Annotated in this window: 29 protein-coding genes, 1 pseudogene and 1 riboswitch; of the genes and pseudogenes, 16 read left to right on the top strand and 14 right to left on the bottom strand. The window is 32.7% G+C overall.

Features of this window, described 5'->3' with window-relative positions; translation table 11 throughout:
- Positions 1-56: 56 nt before the first annotated feature.
- Together AAA453_RS00330 and AAA453_RS00325 are read right to left on the bottom strand one after the other, a co-directional pair.
- Positions 57-2048: a catalase gene (locus AAA453_RS00330; RefSeq protein WP_069816681.1), complete on the bottom strand. Its 1992-nt coding sequence runs from the start codon at positions 2046-2048 to the stop codon at positions 57-59.
- 339 nt (positions 2049-2387) lie between these two features.
- The gene (locus AAA453_RS00325) at positions 2388-3167 is read right to left on the bottom strand and encodes a 2-keto-4-pentenoate hydratase (RefSeq protein WP_069816683.1); all 780 of its coding nucleotides are present in this window, start codon (positions 3165-3167) and stop codon (positions 2388-2390) included.
- A 166-nt stretch (positions 3168-3333) separates the two neighbouring features.
- On the opposite strand from AAA453_RS00325, the gene nfsA reads away from it, so the two are divergent.
- Both nfsA and AAA453_RS00315 read left to right on the top strand, forming a co-directional pair.
- Entirely contained in the window at positions 3334-4089 is a 756-nt protein-coding gene (gene nfsA, locus AAA453_RS00320; protein ID WP_069826282.1) for an oxygen-insensitive NADPH nitroreductase, read from the top strand.
- 75 nt (positions 4090-4164) lie between these two features.
- Positions 4165-4740, top strand: a complete 576-nt coding sequence (locus tag AAA453_RS00315; protein WP_069816782.1) for a hypothetical protein — start codon at positions 4165-4167, stop codon at positions 4738-4740.
- A gap of 121 nt (positions 4741-4861) precedes the next feature.
- Here AAA453_RS00315 and AAA453_RS00310 read toward each other — a convergent pair whose 3' ends face one another.
- From AAA453_RS00310 to AAA453_RS00295, 4 genes are all read right to left on the bottom strand, one after another.
- Complete coding sequence (locus tag AAA453_RS00310) at positions 4862-6241, bottom strand: L-cystine transporter (RefSeq protein WP_069816686.1); 1380 nt, start codon at positions 6239-6241, stop codon at positions 4862-4864.
- A gap of 276 nt (positions 6242-6517) precedes the next feature.
- Positions 6518-7564: a hypothetical protein gene (locus AAA453_RS00305; protein ID WP_427705556.1), complete on the bottom strand. Its 1047-nt coding sequence runs from the start codon at positions 7562-7564 to the stop codon at positions 6518-6520.
- 125 nt (positions 7565-7689) lie between these two features.
- The gene (locus AAA453_RS00300; protein ID WP_069816690.1) at positions 7690-8352 is read right to left on the bottom strand and encodes a hypothetical protein; all 663 of its coding nucleotides are present in this window, start codon (positions 8350-8352) and stop codon (positions 7690-7692) included.
- 246 nt (positions 8353-8598) lie between these two features.
- Positions 8599-9012 (bottom strand): general stress protein, encoded by a 414-nt coding sequence (locus AAA453_RS00295; protein ID WP_069816691.1) that lies wholly within the window; start codon positions 9010-9012, stop codon positions 8599-8601.
- Between the two features lie 227 nt (positions 9013-9239).
- A riboswitch (purine riboswitch) is annotated at positions 9240-9342 on the top strand.
- A 250-nt stretch (positions 9343-9592) separates the two neighbouring features.
- On the opposite strand from AAA453_RS00295, the gene xpt reads away from it, so the two are divergent.
- The 6 genes from xpt (at position 9593) to AAA453_RS00265 (ending at position 17631) form a co-directional block, all read left to right on the top strand.
- The gene (xpt, locus tag AAA453_RS00290; RefSeq protein ID WP_069816693.1) at positions 9593-10174 is read left to right on the top strand and encodes a xanthine phosphoribosyltransferase; all 582 of its coding nucleotides are present in this window, start codon (positions 9593-9595) and stop codon (positions 10172-10174) included.
- Positions 10171-11439, top strand: a complete 1269-nt coding sequence (pbuX, locus tag AAA453_RS00285) for a xanthine permease PbuX (RefSeq protein ID WP_069816695.1) — start codon at positions 10171-10173, stop codon at positions 11437-11439. Before xpt ends, pbuX begins: the two co-directional genes overlap by 4 nt.
- A gap of 35 nt (positions 11440-11474) precedes the next feature.
- Positions 11475-12941: an IMP dehydrogenase gene (gene guaB / locus AAA453_RS00280; RefSeq protein ID WP_069832219.1), complete on the top strand. Its 1467-nt coding sequence runs from the start codon at positions 11475-11477 to the stop codon at positions 12939-12941.
- 21 nt (positions 12942-12962) lie between these two features.
- Positions 12963-14504, top strand: coding sequence for a glutamine-hydrolyzing GMP synthase (gene guaA, locus AAA453_RS00275; protein ID WP_069816699.1), 1542 nt, complete (start codon positions 12963-12965; stop codon positions 14502-14504).
- A 461-nt stretch (positions 14505-14965) separates the two neighbouring features.
- Positions 14966-17002, top strand: a complete 2037-nt coding sequence (locus AAA453_RS00270; RefSeq protein WP_427705554.1) for a DUF1430 domain-containing protein — start codon at positions 14966-14968, stop codon at positions 17000-17002.
- Positions 16999-17631 (top strand): ATP-binding cassette domain-containing protein, encoded by a 633-nt coding sequence (locus tag AAA453_RS00265; RefSeq protein WP_069816704.1) that lies wholly within the window; start codon positions 16999-17001, stop codon positions 17629-17631. The genes AAA453_RS00270 and AAA453_RS00265 overlap by 4 nt, the downstream gene beginning before the upstream one ends.
- Before the next feature lie 297 nt (positions 17632-17928).
- Here the strand turns inward: AAA453_RS00265 and AAA453_RS00260 are convergent.
- The 6 genes and pseudogenes from AAA453_RS00260 to AAA453_RS00235 all read right to left on the bottom strand — a co-directional run.
- Positions 17929-18136, bottom strand: a pseudogene (locus AAA453_RS00260) (halocin C8 precursor-like protein); the annotation flags it as partial.
- A gap of 98 nt (positions 18137-18234) precedes the next feature.
- A complete protein-coding gene (locus AAA453_RS00255; RefSeq protein WP_176723016.1) occupies positions 18235-18381 on the bottom strand; it encodes a hypothetical protein in 147 nt (48 codons plus the stop codon).
- The gene (locus tag AAA453_RS00250; RefSeq protein WP_069816707.1) at positions 18378-18626 is read right to left on the bottom strand and encodes a hypothetical protein; all 249 of its coding nucleotides are present in this window, start codon (positions 18624-18626) and stop codon (positions 18378-18380) included. Before AAA453_RS00250 ends, AAA453_RS00255 begins: the two co-directional genes overlap by 4 nt.
- Positions 18627-18653: 27 nt before the next feature.
- The gene (locus tag AAA453_RS00245; RefSeq protein WP_256092387.1) at positions 18654-18812 is read right to left on the bottom strand and encodes a hypothetical protein; all 159 of its coding nucleotides are present in this window, start codon (positions 18810-18812) and stop codon (positions 18654-18656) included.
- A gap of 55 nt (positions 18813-18867) precedes the next feature.
- Positions 18868-19038 carry a hypothetical protein gene (locus AAA453_RS00240; protein ID WP_176723017.1) on the bottom strand — a complete coding sequence of 57 codons (171 nt, stop codon included), beginning with the start codon at positions 19036-19038 and terminating at the stop codon, positions 18868-18870.
- A gap of 42 nt (positions 19039-19080) precedes the next feature.
- Entirely contained in the window at positions 19081-19419 is a 339-nt protein-coding gene (locus AAA453_RS00235; protein WP_069816709.1) for a hypothetical protein, read from the bottom strand.
- A gap of 146 nt (positions 19420-19565) precedes the next feature.
- Here AAA453_RS00235 and AAA453_RS00230 point away from each other — a divergent pair, with 146 nt between their 5' ends.
- The 5 genes from AAA453_RS00230 (at position 19566) to cspD (ending at position 21308) form a co-directional block, all read left to right on the top strand.
- On the top strand, positions 19566-19760 hold the full coding sequence (locus tag AAA453_RS00230) for a hypothetical protein (RefSeq protein ID WP_069816711.1): 195 nt from the start codon (positions 19566-19568) through the stop codon (positions 19758-19760).
- Between the two features lie 34 nt (positions 19761-19794).
- Complete coding sequence (locus AAA453_RS00225) at positions 19795-19995, top strand: hypothetical protein (protein ID WP_069816713.1); 201 nt, start codon at positions 19795-19797, stop codon at positions 19993-19995.
- Positions 19996-20127: 132 nt separating this feature from the next.
- On the top strand, positions 20128-20511 hold the full coding sequence (locus AAA453_RS00220; RefSeq protein ID WP_256092389.1) for a phosphate-starvation-inducible PsiE family protein: 384 nt from the start codon (positions 20128-20130) through the stop codon (positions 20509-20511).
- A 69-nt stretch (positions 20512-20580) separates the two neighbouring features.
- Complete coding sequence (locus AAA453_RS00215) at positions 20581-20739, top strand: hypothetical protein (protein ID WP_176721514.1); 159 nt, start codon at positions 20581-20583, stop codon at positions 20737-20739.
- A gap of 368 nt (positions 20740-21107) precedes the next feature.
- On the top strand, positions 21108-21308 hold the full coding sequence (gene cspD / locus AAA453_RS00210; RefSeq protein ID WP_002506017.1) for a cold-shock protein CspD: 201 nt from the start codon (positions 21108-21110) through the stop codon (positions 21306-21308).
- A gap of 119 nt (positions 21309-21427) precedes the next feature.
- On the opposite strand, the gene AAA453_RS00205 is transcribed toward cspD, so the two are convergent.
- On the bottom strand, positions 21428-22591 hold the full coding sequence (locus AAA453_RS00205) for an MFS transporter (protein ID WP_427705551.1): 1164 nt from the start codon (positions 22589-22591) through the stop codon (positions 21428-21430).
- Between the two features lie 114 nt (positions 22592-22705).
- On the opposite strand from AAA453_RS00205, the gene AAA453_RS00200 reads away from it, so the two are divergent.
- Positions 22706-23596, top strand: coding sequence for a LysR family transcriptional regulator (locus AAA453_RS00200; protein ID WP_427705548.1), 891 nt, complete (start codon positions 22706-22708; stop codon positions 23594-23596).
- Positions 23597-23967: 371 nt separating this feature from the next.
- On the opposite strand, the gene AAA453_RS00195 is transcribed toward AAA453_RS00200, so the two are convergent.
- Positions 23968-24216 (bottom strand): hypothetical protein, encoded by a 249-nt coding sequence (locus AAA453_RS00195; RefSeq protein WP_069832198.1) that lies wholly within the window; start codon positions 24214-24216, stop codon positions 23968-23970.
- 339 nt (positions 24217-24555) lie between these two features.
- Here AAA453_RS00195 and AAA453_RS00190 point away from each other — a divergent pair, with 339 nt between their 5' ends.
- Positions 24556-25125, top strand: coding sequence for an RNA polymerase sigma factor (locus tag AAA453_RS00190; protein ID WP_069816724.1), 570 nt, complete (start codon positions 24556-24558; stop codon positions 25123-25125).
- A complete protein-coding gene (locus AAA453_RS00185) occupies positions 25115-25933 on the top strand; it encodes an anti-sigma factor (RefSeq protein ID WP_069816727.1) in 819 nt (272 codons plus the stop codon). Before AAA453_RS00190 ends, AAA453_RS00185 begins: the two co-directional genes overlap by 11 nt.
- Positions 25934-25954: the final 21 nt, after the last annotated feature.

The raw sequence follows: 25954 nt of genomic DNA, 5'->3' as shown, positions 1-25954 counted from the left end.
ATAATAAAAAACTGACTAAGTTATAACTTAGTCAGTTAATAATAATTTTGAATTTTTTATCTATCCCAGTATCTTGCTCTATCAAAAGCTTGCACAATTGTATTAGGATCATCCGATACGAAAACACCAGGTGCTGCTAAATTCAATTTGGCATCTGCTAAATTTGTCGCAGCTGTTTGGCTAACAATTAATGGTTTATTGTGTTTATAAGTGAGTTCTGCAAACTCCTCGACAGGTGGAAGTATGTCGCTACCATCTGAAAGTACAATTAAGCTATCAAATAAAGTTGGATGAGCAGTATCAAATGTTTCAGTGATACCGTAGTCTTCTGAGATATCTTTAGGATGTTGTCCCACAAATGCGTAGTTTAATTTATGTTCAGTGAACGTTTTAGCGTATGATTTTAGTGTGTCAGCACTAATATCGCCATTTACTGCAACAGCTACAGAATGTCCAGCTAATGGGATGTCGAATTTTTCCATTGTTAGTTTACTATCTTTTGCGTCTGATTGGACTTCTTCATTTTCTGCGGGCACTTCCACACCTACATTTTTAGCTACACGTTCGGCTAATGTGCGGTCAACCTTGTTCAATTGGTTAACAGCATTTTGTTTAACCATAACCGATTTACACATACCGATTTCAAATGAAAAGCCATCTACGGTATGATCAAATTCAGGCTGAGTCAGACTGTTTAAATAAAGTTTGGCTTGGCTATAATAATCTTTGAAACTTTCACTGCGTTTTTGAATCTTGCGGCCTTCAACTTTTTCTTGATAGTGCTCATAACCACCTTCTTCTTTTGGCGTTGTATGAGGGTCATTATTATTCAGTGCATTTTTATGATACGCAACTTGTCCCTTGTTTACACTTGTTTGGTGCATACCTTCTCTTTGGTTGTTGTGTACTTCATTCACAGGACGGTTAATTGGAATTTGATTAAAGTTTGGACCACCTAATCTCGTGATTTGTGTATCTGTATAAGAGAATAAACGTCCTTGTAATAATGGGTCGTTAGAAAAGTCGATACCTGGCACAATATGACCTGGATGGAATGCAGCTTGTTCTGTTTCATCAAACACATTCGTAACATTTTGGTTTAACGTCATTTTACCAACTCTTTGTACTGGAACGTCATCTTCAGGCCAAATTTTTGTCGGGTCTAAAATATCAAAATCAAAGTCAAATTCTTGTTCGGGACGAATAATTTGTAGGCCTAATTCCCATTCAGGATAATCGCCTTTTTCGATAGATTCGTAAAGGTCTTTACGATGAAAGTCAACGTCTTTACCATGTAGAATTTGTGCTTCATCCCATACGAGAGACTCTAGCCCTTGAAGTGGTTTCCAATGGAATTTAACAAAATAAGACTGTCCCTCGCTATTAACAAGGCGGAACGTATGCACGCCGAAACCTTCGACTTGTCTGAAATCTTTAGGTATCCCGCGATCACTCATAGCCCATACAGCGGTATGTGTAGATTCTGGGTTTTGAGCAAAGAAATCCCAAAATGTATCATGTGCAGTACCACCTTGAGGCATTTCGTTATGTGGTTCAGGTTTAACTGCGTGAATTAAATCTGGGAATTTGATTGCGTCTTGTATGAAAAACACTGGTATATCGTTACCTACTAGATCGAAAATACCTTCATCTGTATAAAATTTTGTCGCAAAGCCACGGACGTCTCTAACTGTATCAGGAGAGCCTTTAGAACCTTGAACTGTGGAAAATCTAACGAATAGTGGCGTTGTTTTCTCGGGGTGAGTTAAAAAGTCGGCTGAAGTATATTTCGATAAATCTTCATAAACTTGAAATTCTCCATGTGCACCAAAGCCACGGGCATGTACAACACGTTCTGGGATTCGTTCATGATCGAAGTGCATGATTTTTTCTCTGAAATGGAAATCTTCTAATAAGCTAGGACCACGTTCACCAACAGTTAGCGTGTTTTCATCTTCACTTACTTTGACACCATTATTAGTCGTCATTGCTTTATCGTCATTGCTTTTTTCTACTTCATTTAATTGATCTTTCTTTTTATTGCTCATTAAAATACCCCCTATCTTTACGTACAGTTAGTGTTTTCCACGTTACGATAAAGAGAAACATATCTATGAGTTAAATGAATTATTTTAAATGATTTATAAATTATAGTATGCATAGTGAGAAGATTATATGTGAGAGATTGTCGACAAGACTCCGACTTTGTTGGCAGTTTTTGTGCACGTTTTCCTTGGTACAGACTTAGACTGTGGGCTTCGGCTACTGCATTTTCTGTAGGAGTCGACCCAAGCACTACCATTTTTAAAGAAAAATACTATAAAAAAACCAAATGCCTTTATAGCACTTGGTTTGTCTACATTCTGTGACATGAGTGAAAGGGGAGTCTAGTCCACAAATGTGACATCCACTTGTCCTACATTGCTATATTCCACTTTATAAGATCCTAGTTCTACTGGAATAGGCGATATAAAGGTACCTGAAGAAATGATATGACCTTTGTGTAATTTTTTATCGTGCGTTGCGAGTTTTTGTGCAAGCCATTTAACAGACTCGATTGGGTTGCCAAGTACTTCTGTAGAATCGCCTTCATGTTCTACTATTCCGTTATACGATAGTTTCATATGGATGTTTGCAAAATCTTCATATGACAGAGGCTCAATTGTTTCACCAACAACAATTAATCCTGTCGCAGTGTTGTCTGCTAATAAATCACCTAAAGTAAAATTAGGAAACCAATTTTTGTAGCGTGCATCGGGTATTTCAATACCTGGTGCAACTTTAACGCTAGATAGGACTTCTTCATTTGTTGGATTAGAAGATAAATCTTTCGTTAGAATAAACATAATTTCTGGTTCAATTAAAGGTGAAAATAGACTTGAAAGTGATACAGAGCCATTGCTTTCTACAATTTTAGAAGAAAGTATTGTGCCATAAGCTGGCTCATCAGTATTAGCGATACTTTGTGTTGCTGCACTTGTCATACTTACTTTATAGCCGGCGATATTGGATTGATCAACGTCTTTAAGTTTATCGATAAGTAAATCCTGTGTTTGGTATGCTTCTCGTTCACTGATATTGTACGTGTGACTAACAAAATCTATGGGTTCGTGCTGTTTAAAGGCTTCAAACAATGCATCTGCGACAGTTGTATTGGCTTGTGTCATGAAATATTAGCACTCCTTTTTCAGAATATTGTTACTATTATACTAACCATAAACTTAATTACTTTCAAATCTTTTAAGAAAGGTGAAAAATGGGTAAACATAATATAAGCAATCAAAATATGCTTTTGGTAAGATATGGATATATTTCATAAAGAGGAGCGATAGCATGTCTGATCACGTGTACAACTTATTGAAAAAACACCATTCAGTAAGAAATTTTAAGAAAGAACCTATTCCAGAAGAGCATATTAAACAACTTGTTGAGGCAGGGCAAAGCGCTTCGACTTCTAGTTATTTACAAACTTATTCCATTATAGGTATAGAAGATCCTGAGATAAAAGAAGATTTAAAAGAAGTATCTGGGCAGCCTTATGTCGTAGAAAATGGCTATTTGTTTGTTTTTGTAATGGATTATTATAGACACTCAATAGTGAATGAAGATTCCAAGCATCAAATGGAGACATCATTTGAATCTGCGGAAGGCTTGCTTGTTGGTACAATAGATGCAACGTTAGTAGCACAAAATATCGCTGCTACAGCAGAGGATATGGGCTATGGAATTGTTTATCTAGGCTCATTAAGAAATGATGTTGAACGAGTTAAAGAAGTATTAGACCTACCCGAGCATACTTTCCCTCTATTTGGTATGGCACTTGGTATACCTGAAGATGAGGAAGATGGTAGCCCGAAACCGCGTTTACCGTTTGAACATGTTTTTCATCGTGATAGATATAATAGCGATAAGGACGAGCAAAAAGAAGCATTACAAAGATATGATCAAACCGTAAGTGATTATTACAAATCGCGTACAAACGGTGAACGTAGTGAAACATGGTCTAATCAAATTGCGAATTTTATGAGCGCAAAACAAAGATTAGATATGTTAGATCAATTGAATAGAGCAGGTTTTATTAGAAAATAATAGTATAGCAAGATAGCTAAAGTGTTTCATTTTCACAAACTCATTACATTAAGGAAGGGGTTGGTTAAGTTGAGCATGTTTAATAGATTTTTTAGAAAAAAACCGGATGAAATTGATGGACGTGACATAAATAATCAATATATTTATTCATCTGAGAGCAAACTAACCCCGGAAGAAGCGCAAAAGTATTGGGCGAAAATGGCGCAAAAAGTACTTGTCACAGCAATCAATTCAGTAGATCATACAGCTGAGCGCATATTTATTTTAATCACCTTTGATGAGAAAGATTCGACAATCGATTTGTTTTTTCAAATGGATGGTCAACTCAGAATGTGGAATGACTTGGATAATGAAACACATAAAAAGGTTATTTCAGGTAGTATCGTTTCTCAAGCACCGAATTTAGTGAAACAAGTGAATTGTTTATACGATAGTGTAGACAAAGTTAGGTTAGCATATGCTCAAATTCAATATGAATTTGAAAGTAAAGCTTGGTATTTACATGATGTTACTCAAGAAAGTGTCGAAGCATATTTGGAAAAAGATCCCGCTTTTTTAAAATGGTTTGATGATGTGTCGAAAGAAATTGATGCAATTCCACTAGATGGTAAAGAAAGAATCACTTGGGGGCCATTCAAACCAGAATACTAGATAAAATAAAAACCTTCCTAAACAACGTGAAATCACACGGTTTGGGAAGGTTTTTTACATATTTAATTTTAATTATAGTTAGAACTATTAATGAGCAGGGATAGTTCTGGTTAAAGGCTGATTAGCCAGTAATTTCACCATATTCTTCTGAGTTATATGCGTCTTTATCTAAGTTGTCTGTCAGTTTAGCTGTACCTGTACCTGCAAGTAAAGAGTCATTGACGTTCAATGCAGTACGACCCATATCAATTAAGGGTTCTACAGAAATTAACACACCTGCAAGTGCTACAGGTAAGTTCAGTGTAGACAATACGATGATTGAAGCAAACGTTGCGCCACCACCAACACCAGCTACACCAAATGAACTAATAATGACAACGCCGATAACTGCCAATATAAATTGTAAGTTAACTTCCACACCGGCAGCAGGTGCCACCATGACAGCTAACATAGCTGGATAAATACCCGCACAACCATTTTGTCCGATAGATAAACCAAATGAGGCGGAGAAATTAGCGATACCGTCTGGTACACCTAAACGATTTTTTTGAGTTTGTACGTTAAGTGGCAATGAACCTGCACTTGAACGAGACGTAAAGGCGAAGAGTAATACTTCACCCGTTTTCTTAACAAAAGTAACAGGGTTTAAACCTAATCCTGTAACAATAAGTAAGTGAATGATATACATTACGATAAGGGCTGCATAAGATGCGAGCACAAATTTACCTAATGTCCATATAGCACCGAAGTCACTTGTGGCAATCGTTGATGTCATAATCGCTAAAATACCATAAGGTGTTAAGCGTAATACGAACGTTACAATCGCCATTACTAGGTTATACAATGCATCGATACCACGTTTTAAGATATTTCCACTTTCAGGTTGTTTACGCATTACACGTAAGAATGCAAAACCAATAAATGCAGCAAATATAACGACTGCAATAGTAGAAGTTGTACGTTGACCTGTGAAATCTAAGAATGGATTACTTGGTAGTAACTCTAAGATTTGCTGTGGCAATGTATTGGCAGTCATGTCTTTAGCCTGACTTGCGAGTTCGCCACCTCTTGAACTTTCAGCACTTCCTAAATCGATAGATGAAGCATCTAAGCCAAAAACAAGGGCAGAGACAATACCAACGATAGCTGCGATAGCTACTGTACCGATTAAGAACATGAAAATATAAATGCCTATTTTAGCAAATTTTTCTCCAATTTGAATTTTAGTGAAAGCTGAAACGATTGAAATAAAGATTAAGGGCATTACTATCATTTGTAATAATGAGATATAGCCATCTCCGACAATACTAAACCAGTCTGTTGTTTGTTTAGTAATCGTAGAATCCACACCATAAATTAGATGAATGAAAATACCATAAATGATACCTACGCCTAAAGCACTGAAAACACGTTTTGGAAATGATACGTGTCGTTTAGCCATTACATATAATCCGATGAGGAAGGCCACAAAAATGACGATGTTAAGAATTGTTAATAACATAAAGCAGGACCTACACTTTCATAATTTAATTTTTTAATTCCGATAAGCATACTAAGGATATTAGAAAAGTTAATAATATTCAAGTCTATTTTGCAAGAAAATTTGAAAATGAAAATGACTTTATATTCTGACAATAATGAAATGCAGTGAGAGACTGCTATGAAGATGTTTTTGTGGGTGAAGAAAGGGGTGAGGAGAGAAGATTGATATACTGGATAATTATATAAAAAAACCATCCCTTGATTGTTGGGATGGTTAAAATAAATTAGATTTTCTTTATAGATTGAATAAACGAGCAAAAAATCCTTTGCGTTCATCTTTTGGTTCTTCTTTAGCAAGTGGGGATTCATAAGCGTGCGTTTGCTCTGAAGATGCTTCTTGCTCACTAGACGATGCTAGGTCTGTAGCATGATCATTGTCTGGTGTTTTTTGGATAGAATCATCTTTAGCTTTATCAACTGAAGTTGTATCTTTTTCTTCTGATGATGCAGTAGTTGCAGCACCCGTTGTGTCAGTTTCTTTAGCTGTCTGACTTGTAGAAGAAGTTGAAGCAACTTTGCTATCATCAGTTGTTGGTTTAGCTACAGTAGATGGTTGAGCACCAACTTGTGTAATCTCGCTATCTTCGACTTGAACTGAGTTTGAAGTGTTTTCCGTACTTACTTTACTGTCTTTAGCTGGATGTGCAGTAGCAGATGAAGCTTGTTCAGTAGTATTATCAGTCAAATTATCACCTTTACCAGCAGTTGTACCCGTAGAAGCAGTAATATTGTCTGTCTCAACGTTAGATTTCACAAGTTCTGATTGTTCTTTTTGAGAATCTTGAATCACACTTTGAGTTGTCTTAATTTCATCCGTTGATGTTTGGATAGCTTTTAATGATTCCGTGTTAGCATCTAATTTTGATGTGATTTGATTTTGCATTTCATGTAATTCGTGTTGTTGCTGGTGTACTTGGTTAATCATTTGGCCAAGCATTTGACGTTCGTCACGCATTTTTTGGATTTCAGAACGTAAGTCATCCACAAGTTTAGAAACATTTTGGTCAGTAGGTAGATTACTGTCATTGTCTTTAACAAGTACTTGTAGGAAGTCTTTTTCTTTTTCTAATTCCTCGAAAGCTAAATCATAGCTATTGGTTTGCTTAACTTTTTCGGCAATTTCTTGGAAAAGCTCAATATCTTCTTCTTTGAAATCTGTAGCTTCACGGCCACGGTATTCGGTTTTGCTAAGTTGGTACCCGCGTTCTTCTAAATGTTGAACGATTTTACGGACTTGTTTTTCACTTAGCTCTACACGTAGTGCAAATTCTTTAGTTAACATAGTAATAAGTCCTTTCATATAAGCGATTTATGTATACGGACGTTTGTCTTCGGTTAGTGAAACGTCAGTCTTACCTCTATATTAGTCTAAACTGTTTTAACAGTGATTTCAAGTAGTGCCTGCTATCATTTGCGCAAATCCATTTCCGTGAGTAAAGGATAAATAACACTTCTAGATATTCTGTTAGCAAATACATACTTTAATATATAATTTGATTTAATACTTGGTCCATAAATATCTTTAGTTAATTCGATATTAGATTTAATAAATAAATCCATAGGTCGTCCTTCAGAAAAACCTTTCAGACTGGGTGCTAAATAATCGATGTCATATTGTCTTTCGAAACCATTTTCGAATAAAAACTGACGTCTGTTATCCATAATAGTTATTTCGTCTTCAGACGCTTCTTCAGGTTCTTTTGGCACTTCCAACATGATGAAGTTAACATCATGAGCATGGAGTTGATTAGATAATTTATTAATTTCTTTTTCCATACGTTTTAGTGTTAAATTGATTAATTCATCATGGTTCGGTTGATCGAGGGCTATTAAATAAATTAAAAAAGCTGAGTTCGTCGTTGCTTCATAGTGAGCAGTAGCTAAACTCACTGGTTTTTCTGACTCGATACCTACTAAAAATAAATAATCATGTTTAGTACGTTCGTTTTTTAACGATTGTTTAAATATTTGTTCGTCCTCTGTTAACCCGATATCAAACTTTTCGTCATATATCTTTAAAGCTGATTTGAACAATGGATCATCAATTGATGTTACGGCTTTAAATTCCATAGACTCACCCCCAAAATTATTGCGTTCATTATAACATAATAGTTATATTTGTAATTTATTAACACATAATCTAAATCTTGTTAATACTTATTATGTAATTGAAAAAGAGCGGGACAGAAATCAAATTTTGATTTCGTATTCCCGCCCCCACTAAGTTGACTAAATATCTAGTCAACTACTGTGCAGTCTCTAAATTAATAAATGCAATTATGTTTCAGACTCAAAATGATTATAGTAAGTGCATCTTTACGATTTTGGGCCGTTTGATTCTTCGGCATAATGATGCCCAACAACTGATTCATCTTCATAAGCAGCATTTGTTTTTTCTACTTCTTCATGTGAAGAGGTATCTCTCGCAGCTACGATAATGTATTTATCGTTTAGTATTTCCTTTTTATAATGTTCTTTTTCATCATCTGTAATATCATAGTGAGATAAGACAACTTCTTCACCGTCTTCACCAGTCATAATCTTAGCGACTTTATCACTAAATGATCCGCTTGTTGCTATTAAACTCACTTCGGAATTATGTAATTCATCAATATGGAGTTTTGTTCTAGATAAAACGGATAGCTCTGATTCATCGTATCCTTCAGAAACTTTTTCTTTAACTTTTTGTAATAATTCTTCTTCATTTTGTACAATTGTAAAATCTGTCATGTAAAATCCCTCCAGCCATTGTTTTAATGATTATTAAGTATTTACCCAGTTCACATATAGATAAAACGAATACAACTTTATTATATAACGGAATGATAACTCTGACAAACATCATTTTATCGCCATAGAAAACGTTTACAAATTCGAGAAAAAAGTAATAAAAAGGTCGTTGTGAAGCGCTTACTTGTAATATGTGTATTGAAAATAAAGCTAAAATTTGCTATCATCAGTTAATAATTTATCTAACTCATATAATCTAAAGGATAAGGCTTTAGAAGTTTCTACCATGTCGCCATTAACGATATGACTATGGGTAACCAATACAATACATAAGTAATTCGAATTCATATGTTTTAAATCGTAAGAAGACGTACACGTTTTAGAACACTTATCGCTACTGTTGTCACAAATCTAACCTTTTTACATATAATTTGGGAAATGAATGTGAAACAACCAACTTGGGCAACATGAGTTATAAGTTGAAGAAGGGCTTCTTCTCGTATTGCAAGTTCACTCATAGATCCTGAAACTAAGTTAGTTTAGGACTTTTTTTGTACACAAAATGAGGAGGTTTTTTCGAGTGGATTTGTTGAAACAGAAAGTAGAAGCAGATGGTGTCGTTATTGATGAGAAGATTTTGAAAGTGGACGGATTTTTAAATCATCAAATCGATGCAAGGTTAATGTACGATGTAGGACAAACGTTTTATGAGCAGTTTAAGGACGAAGGTATTACTAAAATATTAACAATAGAGGCTTCAGGTATTGCACCAGCTATCATGGCTGCAATGCACTTTGATGTACCGTGTCTATTTGCGAAAAAAGCAATGCCGAGTACGTTAAAGAAAGATGTATATCAAGCAGATATCCATTCATTCACAAAAAACACGACAAGTACGGTCATTGTTTCAAATGAATTTTTAGGTGAGCATGATCGCGTATTAATCATAGATGACTTTTTAGCGAACGGCGATGCATCACTTGGTTTAAACGAAATTGTAGAAAAAGCGCATGCAACTACGGTCGGTGTTGGCATTGTAGTAGAGAAAAGCTTCCAACCCGGAAGAGAGCGATTAGAACAAGCAGGTCTTACAGTTTCATCACTATGTAAAGTTGCTTCTTTAAGTGGAAACAAAGTAACGTTTCTAGGGGACGAAGCATGAAGACCTTTTTCTTAAGCTTACAACATTTATTGGCAATGTATGCAGGAGCCATCCTAGTTCCTATTATCGTTGGAACAAGTTTAGACTTCTCTCCAGAAGAAATTGCATTCTTAGTTACAGTAGATATTTTTATGTGTGGTGTAGCTACATTTTTACAAGTTTGGAAAGGTACTGGTACAGGATTACCTATTGTATTGGGGTGTACATTCACTGCAGTAGCACCGATGATTTTGATTGGTCAGACAAAAGGTATTGGTGACTTATATGGTTCACTATTTTTATCAGGTATCTTAGTTGTTGTTATTGCGCCATTCTTTTCGCATTTAGTGAAGTTATTCCCACCTGTTGTAACAGGTAGTGTCGTTACGATAATAGGGATTAACCTAATGCCAGTTGCAATGAATTATTTAGCTGGCGGAGAAGACGCAAAAGATTATGGTGATGCTACGAATATTATGCTTGGTGCGACGACGTTAATTATTATTTTGATAGTTCAACGATTTACATCAGGTTTTCTAAAATCTATTGCTATTTTAATAGGATTGGTTGCAGGGACGATTTTAGCTTCGATATTTGGTATTGTAGATGTGAAGCAAGTTGGAACAGCGCATTGGTTTGCGTTACCACAACCATTTAGGTTTTCAACTTTCAGCTTTGACTTAGGTGCGACGCTTGTATTTTTCATTGTTGCATTAGTCAGCTTGATAGAATCAACAGGTGTGTATCATGCATTAAGTGAGATTACAGGTAAGAAACTAGAACGTAAAGATTTCCGTAAAGGCTATACTGCAGAAGGTATTGCGATTATATTAGGGTCAATTTTTAACGCCTTCCCATATACAGCGTATTCTCAAAATGTTGGGTTAGTATCGTTATCAGGTGCTAAAAAGAACAATGTGATATATGGCATGGTTATATTATTGATTATTTGCGGATGTATTCCTAAATTAGGTGCATTGGCGAATATGATCCCACTTCCAGTATTAGGTGGTGCCATGATAGCTATGTTTGGCATGGTTATGGCATATGGTGTTAGTATATTAGGTAATATTAATTTTAAGAATCAAAACAATTTGTTAGTAATTGCTGTATCAGTTGGGCTAGGAACGGGTATAAGTGCAGTACCTCAAGCATTTGAAGCATTAGGTGAACAGTTTGCATGGTTAACTCAAAATGGTATTGTACTTGGCGCGATTTCAGCAATTATTTTGAATTTCTTTTTTAATGGTATAAAGAGTCAACAAAATACGGAAGTTATGAAATAATAACTATAAAACAAATAATAGGAGGCTGTACCAGTATGTGGGAAAATAAATTTGAAAAAGAATCTTTAACTTTTGACGATGTGTTATTGTTACCAGCAGAATCAGATGTTTTACCGAAAGAAGTAGATTTAAGTGTTCAATTATCAGAAGGCGTTAAATTGAACATTCCTGTGATTTCAGCGGGTATGGACACAGTAACTGAATCGAAAATGGCGATTTCAATGGCTAGACAAGGTGGACTTGGTGTAATCCATAAAAACATGAACATTGAAGATCAAGCAGACGAAGTTCAAAAAGTAAAACGCTCTGAAAATGGTGTTATTTCAAATCCATTTTTCTTAACACCTGAAGAAAGTGTTTTTGAAGCGGAAGCATTAATGGGTAAATATCGTATCTCAGGCGTACCAATTGTTAACAGTAAACAAGATAGACAATTTGTAGGTATTATTACAAACCGTGATTTACGTTTTATTGAAGATTTTTCAATTAAAATCTCTGATGTGATGACTAAAGATGGACTTGTTACAGCACCTGTTGGTACAACATTAGACGAAGCTGAAAAATTATTACAAAAACATAAAATCGAAAAACTACCTCTAGTAAAAGAAGGGCGTTTAGAAGGTTTAATCACAATTAAAGATATTGAAAAAGTACTTGAATTCCCATATTCAGCTAAAGATGCACACGGTAGATTATTAGTTGGTGCAGCAATTGGTATTGCTAAAGACACAGACATCCGTGCTAAAAAATTAGTTGAAGCTGGTGTAGATGCGTTAGTTATAGACACAGCGCATGGCCATTCTAAAGGCGTATTAGACCAAGTTGCACATATTAAAGAGCAATTCCCACAAGTAACATTAATCGCTGGTAACGTAGCTACTACTGCAGGTACAAAGGCGTTATATGATGCAGGTGCAGATGTAGTTAAAGTAGGTATTGGCCCAGGTTCAATTTGTACAACACGTGTTGTAGCAGGTGTTGGTGTACCTCAAATTACAGCTATCTATGATTGTGCTACAGAAGCACGTAGACAAGGCAAATCAATTATTGCTGATGGCGGTATTAAATTCTCTGGTGACATCATCAAAGCATTAGCTGCTGGTGGACATGCGGTAATGTTAGGAAGCTTACTCGCTGGTACTGAAGAAAGCCCTGGCGCAACAGAAGTATTCCAAGGTAGACAATATAAAGTATACAGAGGCATGGGTTCATTAGGTGCTATGGAAAGTGGTTCAAATGACCGTTATTTCCAAGAGGACAAAACACCTAAGAAATTCGTTCCAGAAGGTATTGAAGGCCGTATTGCTTATAAAGGTTCATTACAAGATACAATTTATCAACTTATGGGTGGCGTAAGATCTGGTATGGGTTATACTGGTTCAAGAAACTTAGAAGCACTAAGAGAAGAAGCACAGTTTACACGTATGGGACCTGCTGGACTAGCAGAAAGTCACCCACATGATGTTCAAATTACAAAAGAATCACCAAATTATTCATTCTAAGTCAAAGGAGATTTAAAAGTTATGGAAATGGCGAAAGAGCAAGAGCTCATACTTGTTTTAGACTTTGGTAGCCAATACAACCAATTAATTACACGTCGTATTCGTGAAATGGGAGTGTACAGTGAATTACACGACCATGAAATGAGTATGGATGAAATTAAAAGTTTGAACCCTAAAGGTATTATCCTTTCTGGTGGACCAAATTCAGTTTACGAAGAAGATTCATTTACAATTGATCCAGAAATATATAATTTAGGTATTCCTATTTTAGGTATTTGCTATGGTATGCAACTTACAACTAAATTATTAGGTGGAAAAGTTGAGCGCGCTAATGAACGCGAATACGGTAAAGCAGTTATTAATGCTAAAACGGATGAATTATTCTTTGGTTTACCAGAAGAACAAAATGTTTGGATGAGTCATTCGGACAAAGTAATTGAAATTCCTGAAGGCTTTGAAGTCATTGCAGATAGCCCAAGCACACGTTATGCAGCTATCGAAGATAAAGAACGCCGCATTTATGGCGTGCAATTCCACCCAGAAGTACGTCATACAGAATTCGGTAACGATTTATTACGTAACTTTGTACGTCGCGTCTGTGATTGTACAGGCGAATGGTCAATGGAAAACTTTATCGATATTGAAATTGAAAAAATCCGCAACCTCGTTGGCGATCGTAAAGTCCTTTCTGCAATGAGTGGTGGGGTAGATTCATCAGTAGTTTCAGTATTACTACACAAAGCAATCGGTGACCAATTAACATGTATCTTCGTAGACCATGGTCTTTTACGTAAAGGTGAAGGCGACATGGTAATGGAACAATTTGGTGAAGGTTTCAATATGAACATTATTCGTGTGGATGCACAAGAACGTTTCATGAGTAAACTAAAAGGTGTATCTGACCCAGAACAAAAACGTAAAATCATTGGTAATGAATTCATCTATGTATTTGATGACGAATCATCTAAGTTAGAAGGCGTAGACTTCCTAGCTCAAGGTACATTGTATACAGATGTTATTGAATCAGGTACGAAGACTGCACAAACAATTAAATCACACCATAACGTTGGTGGATTACCAGAAGATATGGATTTCCAATTAATCGAACCAATCAATACATTGTTTAAAGACGAAGTACGTGAATTAGGTATCGAATTAGGAATTCCAGAGCATTTAGTATGGAGACAACCGTTCCCAGGTCCTGGACTTGGTATTCGTGTGCTTGGCGAAATCACAGAAGATAAACTAGAAATTGTACGTGAATCTGACGCGATTTTAAGACAAGTTGTACGTGAAGAAGGTCTTGAACGTGAGATTTGGCAATACTTCACGGTATTACCAGGCATCCAATCTGTAGGTGTTATGGGAGACTACCGCACGTATGATCACACAGTAGGCATCCGTGCTGTAACTTCTATTGATGGCATGACAAGTGACTTCGCACGCATTGACTGGGAAGTCTTACAAAAGATTTCAAGTCGTATTGTAAACGAAGTAGACCACGTCAACCGCGTCGTCTATGACATTACATCTAAGCCACCAAGCACAATCGAGTGGGAATAATAGTATAGAATGATGCCCCCTTAGGCCATAGGCTTAAGGGGGTGTTTTTTATTTTAAATAAAGTGCTAGAAATATTTCTTCATAATAATTCCTATGCTACTAATATCTTAAAAATTTTAAGGTATTAGTAGCATATTTTTAATTGAACTTCTTTTTATCTCCATCTAATATAAAGAAAATTTAATCTTAGGCAATAAAAAATAAATAAACATAAAGATTTGTAGATATTTTCTAAGGGATAAGTATAATTTAAGTTAAATATAGAGAAATGTGTAACTTAGAATGCAGCCTAAATTATGAATGAAGGGTGGACTAAAATGGAAAAAACCGGGGGATTTTTCATATGGCAGAATAGTGAAAACTTTATATGGTAATAAAGTATATTATGATCACAAATAATAATGTTTAGCCCACTAAGATTATTATTCTTAGTGGGCTTTCTTTATAAGGAGATAGATGTTGTGAAAAGGATTTTAATAATATTAGCAGTAGTGATTTCACTCACTTTAAATTTTATTATTATCGACACTTATAAGTCACTTTCTTTTTATAATACTGTAGCAAAAGGAAATGAGAAAATAGAGTTTTTATTCACTCAAGAAAAGAAAAAGTATACTGACGAAGCGTTAGAGTATTTCAATAAACTGTCAAAAAAATACAACACTAAAATTACAAAAGTCACATACATAAATAATGATGAAATCGTTATAAATACTAATGATGAAAAATTGAAAGCTATGGCAAACACCAATAATAAGATGATGATATTTGATAGTAAGTTACATATTAAAATATATGCTCTAGAAGATACAAAATTATCAGAGAATGGCACTTATTATTTGTCAGGTAGTAAAAATAATACTGAAAAAGTTAAAAATTTGATAGAAAAAAATGTAGGTCATATCGAAGAAATGGATAATAGTAGTGAAGTTTACTTAAAAATAGACCAATTTAGTTTAACCCTATGTTCACTTTTAATTTTGATATATATGACAGTGTTACATCATTATTTAAACAATAATAAAATTAACTATAAAATATTATATGATTTAGGATATGTAAGATATAGAATCATCTTGGCTATTATTAAATCATTTAGAACACAGATGCTCTACTATATTCTCCTTAATATATTACTTACACTATTGATGTATATATTAATTTATAAAGATTTTCAGTTGTTAAATGTGATAGGTATTATTTTATTAACTACTTTAATCATACTATTACTGTCTTTAATAATTATAGTAATAATCACTTATATATTTGGAAAGGATTTTGCTAAAAATAAAAAGCATAGTAATAAATTAATTATGATGTACACCTATATGCTATTAACAATTGTAATAGTTGTATTTTTAGTGCTATCTACTCAAAGTTTAATTAATAATTATAGCGAATATCAAAGACAAAAACTTTCTTGTGAACACTGGACACAAGCCGAGAACACCTATAAAACCAACGTTATGGATAGAGGTCAGCTGAAAAATAGAAAGTTAGATATAGAAGTTAATAAGAAGTTTAAAAATTACTATAACAGTAACGAGAATAAAGGGTTTATTATTGATACTATTAAATTTCTTGAGGTTGATGGAGAGCCATTATATGTAAGTGGTGAAATAGAAAATTATAATATCGATCCAGCTGGCAAAACAATTACGATAGACCAACGATTTTTGAAAGACCATCCACAATATACTCAGGAAAATAAAAATGTATTAACTAAAATGATATATAAAGATAATACGCAGAATATCATAGTTCCAGTAAAGTATAAAAGCTATGAAAGTGAAATTAAAGACAATTTCAAAGATGAGTTCACTTTCAGAAAAAATTTATTTAAATATAAAGGAGAAGCAAATGAAAGTTTAGATGTAAATATTATTTGGACGAAAAATAATTCCTCTTACTTTACCTATGACGCTCAAATAGGAGGAGAAAAAAATACCATTATAGATCCTATTGCAATAGTTGAAAGTGGAAAAACACATGAAGAAAATTTTGAACCATATTTTTCTCAATCTTATATGTTTAAGAGTATGTTAGATCATCCATATAAAACAATAGAATCGGGATTGAAAAAATATAAATTAGATAACTATATTCCTACAGTAAGTTCGGTGTTCGATTCTAAAATAGAATTTATAAATGAACTGAAATCAAAAATGTATAAATATACTTTTTTATCGGGATTAACAGCATTAATTTATATGATAGTAAGTATCACTTTTATAAACCTTTATTTTAAATCGTATCAATATGTTATTTTTCTTAAACGAAATTTAGGCTATAGTTATTTTGAAATTCACAAATGGGTTTTATTCTTTTTGTGCTTGGTTAATTTCTTTATAGGCCTATTCCTTAGTAAAGGCTTAAATCAAATAGCAATACTATTTTATATAATTTTACTTATAGTTCACTCTACTGTGATAATGCATTCATTTAAAAAGTTGAATAAAGAAAATATAAATCAAGTATTGAAGGGGAAAAAAGAATGATAAAACTTAATCATATTAATAAATCTTTTGATGGAAAAGTAATTTTCGAAAAATTTAGCGTCGTTATTGAATCAGGAGACTTTGTAATCATTAGAGGAGCAAGTGGTAAAGGGAAATCAAGCTTATTAAATATTATTGGATTACTTGAAGCTCCAGACTCAGGAGAAGTATTATACAACGGCGTTGTAGTGAAAAATGAAAAAACGAAATTAATCTATAAGCGTAAAGATATATCATACGTTTATCAAAATTATGGTCTGCTTGAAAATGAGACAATCCTTAAAAATCTCACTTTGCCATTAAATGTTTCGAAAAAAGAGATAACTAAATTAAAAAGTGTAATGAAAAAAGTTGGTTTGCAAGATCTATCTTTAAAAACGAAAATTTACACATGTAGCGGCGGTGAACAACAAAGAATTGCTATCGCAAGAGCAATATTAAAAGAACCGAAATTAATTATTGCGGACGAACCTACAGGTAATTTGGATAGAGATAACAGTGATAATGTAATAAATATATTTAAAGCGTTAAATAAGCAAGGCATAACTATAATAATGGCGACACATGATAGCAATTATTTTGGTGTTGGAAATAAAATCATAAATTTAGACTTATCAACATCATGCTAATCGAAGCGTGCTTGAGTAATTTGATCACTATTAAGCGAGAGACATAAATCAGTTTAAAACTAATTGTGGGCATAGTTCTCGCTTGTTTTGGTGCATATTTAGCATTAAAGAAAAAAGGGATTGCCTGATTTAGATAATTCCAAAAGCAACAAAAGGGCGACTGTTATTAGAGTCGCCCTTTTAAAGTAAAAGTGTTTTGATTTATTTTTGATTTTTAAAATACATTAACGTTATGACTATAGAGTATACAAATAGGAATATTATGATAAACATCGCCATAGTAAAACCTCATTTCTTTCATCTACAAATATAGTTTGTCGCGCCTATACACCCTAATGAAGTAATTAAGCCACATATTGTTGCCATGCCAAAGGGTAATACCTAAAGTAATAGCAGCAGTCCAACAGCCTCTAGCACCACCACTTCCACAATGTGCTCCTACTATCCATTCAAACCAACCTCGTTCTTTGTGAGGTAAATTTTTATAAGAGTCAGTTTCAATTTCCTTGTAAATTAATGAAGTGGTTACCGTTATGTTTTATAAATGTTTTTCTTGTATTAATCATAGTACCCGGTTTGTCTTCATCAACGAAAATACCATCATTAATCACTCCTACTCTTTTTCTCAAATCCACAAAATATACATATGAAAAAGGCAACAAATACTGATGGTACAAATAGTGATACTACTAAAAGTGGTGTAGACATGAGTAAATAGTTATAATCATATTTATATTTACCAAAATTCATACATATCTTCCATTTTGTTTATTCTGCTTGTTTTGTTTTTTATAATTCATGTAGGCATTAATATCTAACGTTAACAATGATGTGAAAAATATTAATGCGATTATAGATGTAACTATATAAGCTGTATTATCTTTAGTTATTATGGTGTATATTGCAAATACAATGAAAATTAAAGGTACCGGAAAAGGTTTTAAAAATATCGTCCTAACATCCTTAGTATTTGATTGAGAATCGCTATATTTCATGAAATTCCTCCTGTGTAATTGGTAGTATTATTTCTCATAATTTTCTATAGTAGTGCCATCTTTCTTAACATGTTTACTGTTAGCGCTTAGTAATAATATCGTATTACAAACAAAGACAATTGCTAATACGATTAAAGCTGTTGATTCACCTATATTCGTGAAATCTAATATGGATAGGATAATCAAAATGTTAATTGTCCTGTATATACAATGCATTGCTCATTTTAATTTCTGATAATTTTTATAAATTAGAAACTTTCGTTTTACTATAAAGTATGCCGACGCCAAAGCCGCTATAACCTATTTGATAATCGAATTTAATAATCTCAATATATGGATTTTCTGTTAAAAATTCATTCACCTTTTTATTTAATCCTTTTTCTGTCATTGCAGTAAAATTTATGAATTTCATAATTGTATCAATCCTTTTTTTATTTTATGTATTCTTATTTTATTACTCGCCAGTAGAGTATTTTTTCCTAACACCTAAATAATTTACGACAATTAATATAAAAGTTGCAGCTAAAAATATAATTTCAGGATAGTTCATGAAAAGGCTGCCTTTGGTATCCCAAAAACCAAAAAGTCGAAATATAAGTATGAGTACTAAAATATAAACTAGCCAAACGCAAGTTCTAGCTAAAATTTCAATGAATATTTTCTTTTGTCTTTTGTCATATCGGCTATTATTCTTGTTATTATCCACAACTTCACTTGGTAAATACTTGCCTGTTATCACAGTCCAAATTGATGAAAATATCAAAATAGCAATGAAGAATAAAAGTAATTTCAAAATAGGATCTCCTTATTAATTAATCAACAATATAAGTATAATCCATTTTGTATTGCTTTTAAATATATTATCAATAAAATATACATGACAAAAAAATTTTATGTTAGTGTATTGTTAAAAGAATTAAACACCAAGGAGATGTATTGATGAAGAAAGAAGAGAATCTAGACACGGGTTTTATGATTTCTAGTATTATAAATATCTTTCTTGTATTAATCATAGCTTTTGGTTCATCTTCATTAAGTATGCCATTATTAATTATATTAGTAATAATCACCATTCTAAATGCAGGTTACCTCGTTTATAAAGCTATGAACATAAGAAAAAAACACAATAATTAAGCTTACATATAATTATAAAAAGGGAGATATATCTATGATTATCACAATCTTAATTATAGTTTTGTTCGTTAATTTGCTAGAAGCATTGTATTTATTAACAAAGTGCTGGCATTTAAAGAAAAATAATGCGCCAGATAAAGAATATAAAAAAATGATTGATAAAGTAGCACCAATATTGAGTTGGACAATGATTATTTCGGTAATATTGTTAGTGGGTACATTTATAGTTGCTTAGCCGAATTATAAATTTTATTTATAAGGTTTTATATGATGTATTTTAAGATATAAATGTTAAAATAGACGTCCTCATACAAGTGTTTGTATGAGGACATTCTCAAGTTAAGGAGATTTATTAATATTGAACAAAGTGATAGATTATTTCACTAAAGCACTTTATTTTTGTTTAAACCTCTGTATTGCAATATTAGGAGTTATATTAGTCGTATTTTTATTTCAAGAATGTTGGGGTATGATTTATACCTTTATAGAAAATAAAACGGTGAAGTATAATTATGTCGTAGAGAAAATGTTGATTGCTTTCATGCATATCGAATTCATACTGTTAATCATACAATATTTCAGAAAGAATTATCATTTCTCATTACAATTTTTTATTTACGTAGGAATTACGGCAGTGATTCGATTTATTATTGTAGAGCATTATAATGCAATTGAAACATTGCTTCTTGCAGTGACAATTGGTGTATTAATATTTTGTTTACACTTATTGAAACGCTATTCATTAGATTAAAAATTACGACGCAGATTTTGTGACTGAAATACTAATATGCATTTAGAATGCCAAAAGGGAGTTTTATAATTGATAAAGAAGGTAAAAAGTACGTTAAGTAAATATGTAAAAAACGGTAAATTAGAGCAAGGCTTGTATAAAATAAGTGATAAACTTAAAAAGAAAACTGGAAAAGATTATTCAAAATATGTTAGTAAAATAATGGACCAATTACGTAAAAGAGTATAATAAAGTCTGAAAATAGAGTCATTTGAAACAATGGAGCACACTTAATAGCGTGTCTTCATTGTTTTTTGTAGTGAATCTATTTTCTAAACAGCGATGTGATGAGTGATCATATTAATGAGAGGCATAGTGTACGCAGGTTTAATTGAAAATAAAATGAGTCGAGCAACACAATATATTCGTATCAAAGATTAAAAATTAAAATTAAATTAGAAATAGGGGTGTACAAAATGAGTATAACTCGTTATAATAGGTATTAAGTAATTTAGTTCGTGAAATTGATTTGTAGTTTTATTCTTTTGAATTTACTCCTTTTGATTTTTTAAGACAGATTACAAATATTAGTGCAAAAGCACATGGAGGAATTTAATATGAATAACGGTACAGTTAAATGGTTTAATGCAGAAAAAGGTTTTGGTTTCATCGAGGTTGAAGGTGGAAACGACGTATTCGTACACTTCTCAGCAATCACTCAAGAAGGCTACAAATCATTAGAAGAAGGCCAAGCTGTTGAATTCGAAATCGTTGAAGGCGACCGCGGTCCTCAAGCAGCTAACGTTGTTAAATTATAATAACGGCTAAAAGACGAGTATAACTCGTCTTTTTTTTTTATGGCTAAATTTAAATTTCAAAATGAATAATGAAAGTATCAACATAAAATCCCTTAATCTAGATAGATTAAGGGATTTTATTATGAAATATTATCTTGTTTTTTTAAACTTTTATTTCTAATTAAGATAAACAAGATATTAATGACACAGGCTAAGATACCAACCATAATGACATAATTAGATCCTAGTGTAGTGATAAATATACCACCAATAAATGTACCAATCGTGGTTCCTGAATTTACAGCTGATAAAAATATACCATTGGAAAGATCTGGTGCATCAGGAGCAGATGAAGTAATTACGTATTGTGTGATATTTGCAGAAATTCCAGCTAATGTACCCCAAAATATTGAAATGATAGCCATTGGGATAAGGAAAGAGCCTAAGCCAAACATTGATATATATATAATAATTAACGCAAACGGTAGTAGAAAAATTGCTGTTTGTGGAATAGAAGTTAATAGTTTTCCCGCAATAATATTTCCTAAAATGTTGGATACACCATATAGGAATAAAATTATGGATACATAGTGACTAGGCGCTTCTGTCACAATATTTAAGTAATCGGTTAAGTAACTGTAAACACCAAATATAGCAGCATTAAATAGTATAGAAATGATGATGGACATCCATGTTAAAGGACGTTTTAATACACTAAGTTGTGTGCCGTAAGTCACAGATTTTTTTGTTGGCATTTTAGGTATAAAGATTAATGTTAAAATCAAAACGATTATATTAACCAGTGCAAAAAATGATAAAGCGATAGACAAGTTGAATTGAGTTGCTAAGAAATTAACGATAGGTACACCTACAACCATGCCTGCAGAAACACCAATAAATACGCGAGCTACAGCCTTAGGTGCATCTTTAGAATTGACCGAATCAGACGCGACTGAAAAAGCTAAGGCGATATATACTGGGTGGAAAATGGCTGGAATTACTCTAGCAATTAATAAAATAGTAAAACTTGTAGTGAATACTGAAATGATATTACTGATAATAAAAATTAAAAGCACAATAATCATTACTTTTTTTCTTTCCAATTTAGATAATAATAAAGGCATAATTGGACCTGATATTGCTATGCCAATAGCAAAAATGGAGACGAGCCAACCTGCAGTTGAAGTGCTAACACCAAAACGTTCAGCAATTTGAGGTATTAATCCTATGAAACCCATCTCAGTATTTAAGATACCAAAAACACCAATAGTTAAAATGAGTATAATTAATTTATTGTTTTTCACTATGTACCTCCTACAAAACTTTTATAATAAAAGTGTAAAGGGTATAAGTAGTTATAACAAATACTTAATTGTAATTATTAGATATGCTTAAAATGCATAATGAGGAGAAATGTAATGGAATTAAAAACCCTATATTATTTTGTCACGATTGCAAAAGAAGAGAGTATAACACGTGCTGCTAACACATTGCACATTACACAACCAACTTTATCTAGACAAATTAAAGATTTGGAAAGTGAACTAGGTGTCAAACTTTTTAAAAGAAGCAACCACAGTATCTATATTACAGATGAAGGGCTGTTACTAAAAAAGAGAGCTGAAGAATTATTAGAAATGTCTCAACAAATACAAGAAGAATTTAAATTTATTGATAAAAACATTGAAGGTAATGTCTATATAGGTTGTGGTGAAACTAAAGGAATGCAAGTAATAGCTAATGTTTTTAAAAATATTCAATCAATGTATCCTGATATTCATTTTCATATATATAGTGGTAATGCAGAAGATATTGAGAGTCGGTTAGATAAAGGATTGTTGGATTTTGGGGTATTTATTCAACCAGCAAACTTAAATAAGTATAAAGCATTAAATTTACCGTCTTCAGATCATTGGGGGGTGGTAGCTAAAAGTGATAGTACCTTAGCACAGCAAAATTTTGTAACTAAGGAGGATTTATTAACGCAACCGTTAATTTGTTCCAGACAAGTTTTAGATACAACGATTTCTAAAAATGAATTTGCAGATTGGTTTGGTAGTAGTTTTGAAGCACTGAATATTGTAGGTACTTTCAATTTAGCATATAACGCTGGATTAATGGTCAAATCTGGCATAGGGTATGTCATCACTTTGGATAGTATTATCAATACTTCTATTGAAAACAAACTTAGCTTTGTACCTCTAAAACCGAAATTAATAGCAAAACATAATATGGTATGGCGCAAAGACCATACTTTTTCTAAGGCAGCACAACTTTTTTTAGAAAAAGCGACGGAAATTTGTCAGTAACATATTAGGATTTGAACCAAATTATTTTTCGTTTAATTGACGCATATATAGTGAATATGATTTTGAAAGAGGAAAATAAAAAGTGTGGAATTTTTTAAAATGAAGTAATTGATATACATCATATACACATTTTTCAACTTGATCACTCATTATAATATAGAGGGCTACTGTGATGGTAAGCATGTTTCGAAAAATGATTAAAACAAGATACACTAGTTTGCTATTTGAAGCTATAAGTCATTTCAAAAACTGAAAAGCACTTACTATCATGAATAACTTAAGATGAGTTATATGTAAACATTCCTTTTAAAAATTCATATTACAAGGAATGTTTTTTGCAGTTTAATATCGACTTGTAGTTAGAACTTAACTTAGTTTCTTACAACATCGATGCTTGTATTGATGATGAATAGAACAAGCAATGTAAGCGTAAATGCGCCTATAAATGCTGTGATTAAGAAATACATACTTGGTGCTATTAATAAAGATGTGCCTATAAATGCGCCTAACACACCTGAAATCAGACTGACAATGACAGTGGGAATTGAGTTACTCGTTAACCAAAGCGATAAACTGATGCCTACAATAGCACCTACGATTAGTGTAAGAATGATACTCATCAAAATCCCTCCAGTAGGTTATGATTTACGTCCAGTGTAACACCTATTTATAGACAATCTAGTACGAAGGCTTATAGTATTATTACACTTGTCAGTTAACTAACAAGTGTACAACCACTTTTGTAATGAAATGCTTGAGCTATTAGTGGTAATGTGAATAATAGGTTAAAAATAAAAGGGGAAAAGGAAATAACTCTAATTATTTAGCGATATTATAAAAAGATTCTTGAAAGTTAAACTTTTAACGAATAACTTTCGTATGTTTATTGAATACATATGTAAATATACATATAGGATAGGTATTTCTAGATACTGAATTTAAACTAAGGAGGGGACGGCATGATAGATGAAAATGATCTTTATAGATCAATAATCGATAAAAAGGACAGCGAGAGTTTAGAAATCCTATATGATCGATATGAGTCATTGTTATTTAATTTGGCTTATAAAATCACAAAAGATGTTCAATCTAGTGAAGAAGTTTTGCAAGATGTTTTCATGAAAATTTGGAATCAAAAAGCTATATTCAAACCAAATAAAGGGAAAATGTCGACTTGGCTTATTACGTTATGCCGTAATAAATCTATTGATATGTTAAGAAAGAATAAACATATTGAAAATGAGTTTGATGAGGATTTTCAAGGAATACAAAATGATCATCTACCAGAATATGACTTATTGGATAAGGAAGTGTCTGAAGAAATTAAAAAAATGATTTCACTTTTAAATAAAGACCAACAAAAGATTATTTATTTGTTTTATTATAAAGGTTTGAGTCAGCAAGAAATTGCTGATAAACTACAAACTCCACTGGGCACTGTTAAGAGTAGAATGAGGCTGTCAATTAAGCATTTGAACGATTATTCCAAAAAACATTTAAGAAGGGAGCGTGGAGAAAATGAAAGATAATAAAGTTGATAAACTATATGATTATTTCAATGACAATCTGAGCGAAAGTGAAAAAGAGCAAGTTGAACAAGAATTAGATTTGTCATCTGAAAGCCATGAGACTTTAGAAGACCTAAACGTTCTTCACGATTCACTTCCTTATAGTAATAAAGAAATTGAACCGCCAACAGGTATGAAGAAAAGAATTTTAACGTCAGTGCTAGATGAAGAAAACAATTCAAACGAAGAAGCAGAAAAAGAACAACAAGAAGATGAACTTGATACAACAAGTGCAAATAATAATCATGAAAATCAACAAATAGCGCATTTTTCAAAACACAAAAAGAAAAAATCTAAAAGTGTTATTACCAAGCGTGTATCGATAGGCGTTATAGTAGCGCTATTGTTCTTATCTATTATAGGTAATGGCGTGCAATACTTTGGATATAAGGCATCTCAAAACCAATCAGCTTCTATGATTAATACGAATGATGCGAAAGCAATAAACTTAAAGTCCATGTCTGGGGACGAAGTGCAAGGGCAAGCCTATCTGTCTGACTCTAGTAGTACAAAAGATAGAAAATTAATGGTTGAAGCCAATGATATTGAAGCAACAAAAGGTAATGAAGTTTATCAAGTGTGGATATTAAAAGGCGAGCAAGCACACCCTGCAGGCACGTTTGCGAGTGCGAATGATAAAGGTATGGTTGTTTTTGACTTAAGTAATGTAGATGTTGATAAAGAAGATAAAATAGCAATTACACTAGAACCATCACCTAATAATAAGCAACCTAAAGGACAAATGATTATGTCTAGTAATGAAATTTAACTAGGTTTTAATTTAGAAAAA

It is taken from the genome of Staphylococcus parequorum, assembly GCF_039237145.1.
GTDB lineage: Bacteria > Bacillota > Bacilli > Staphylococcales > Staphylococcaceae > Staphylococcus > Staphylococcus equorum_A.
Note: the sequence above shows the minus strand (reverse complement) of the source record. Positions and strands in the feature narration are given on the sequence as shown.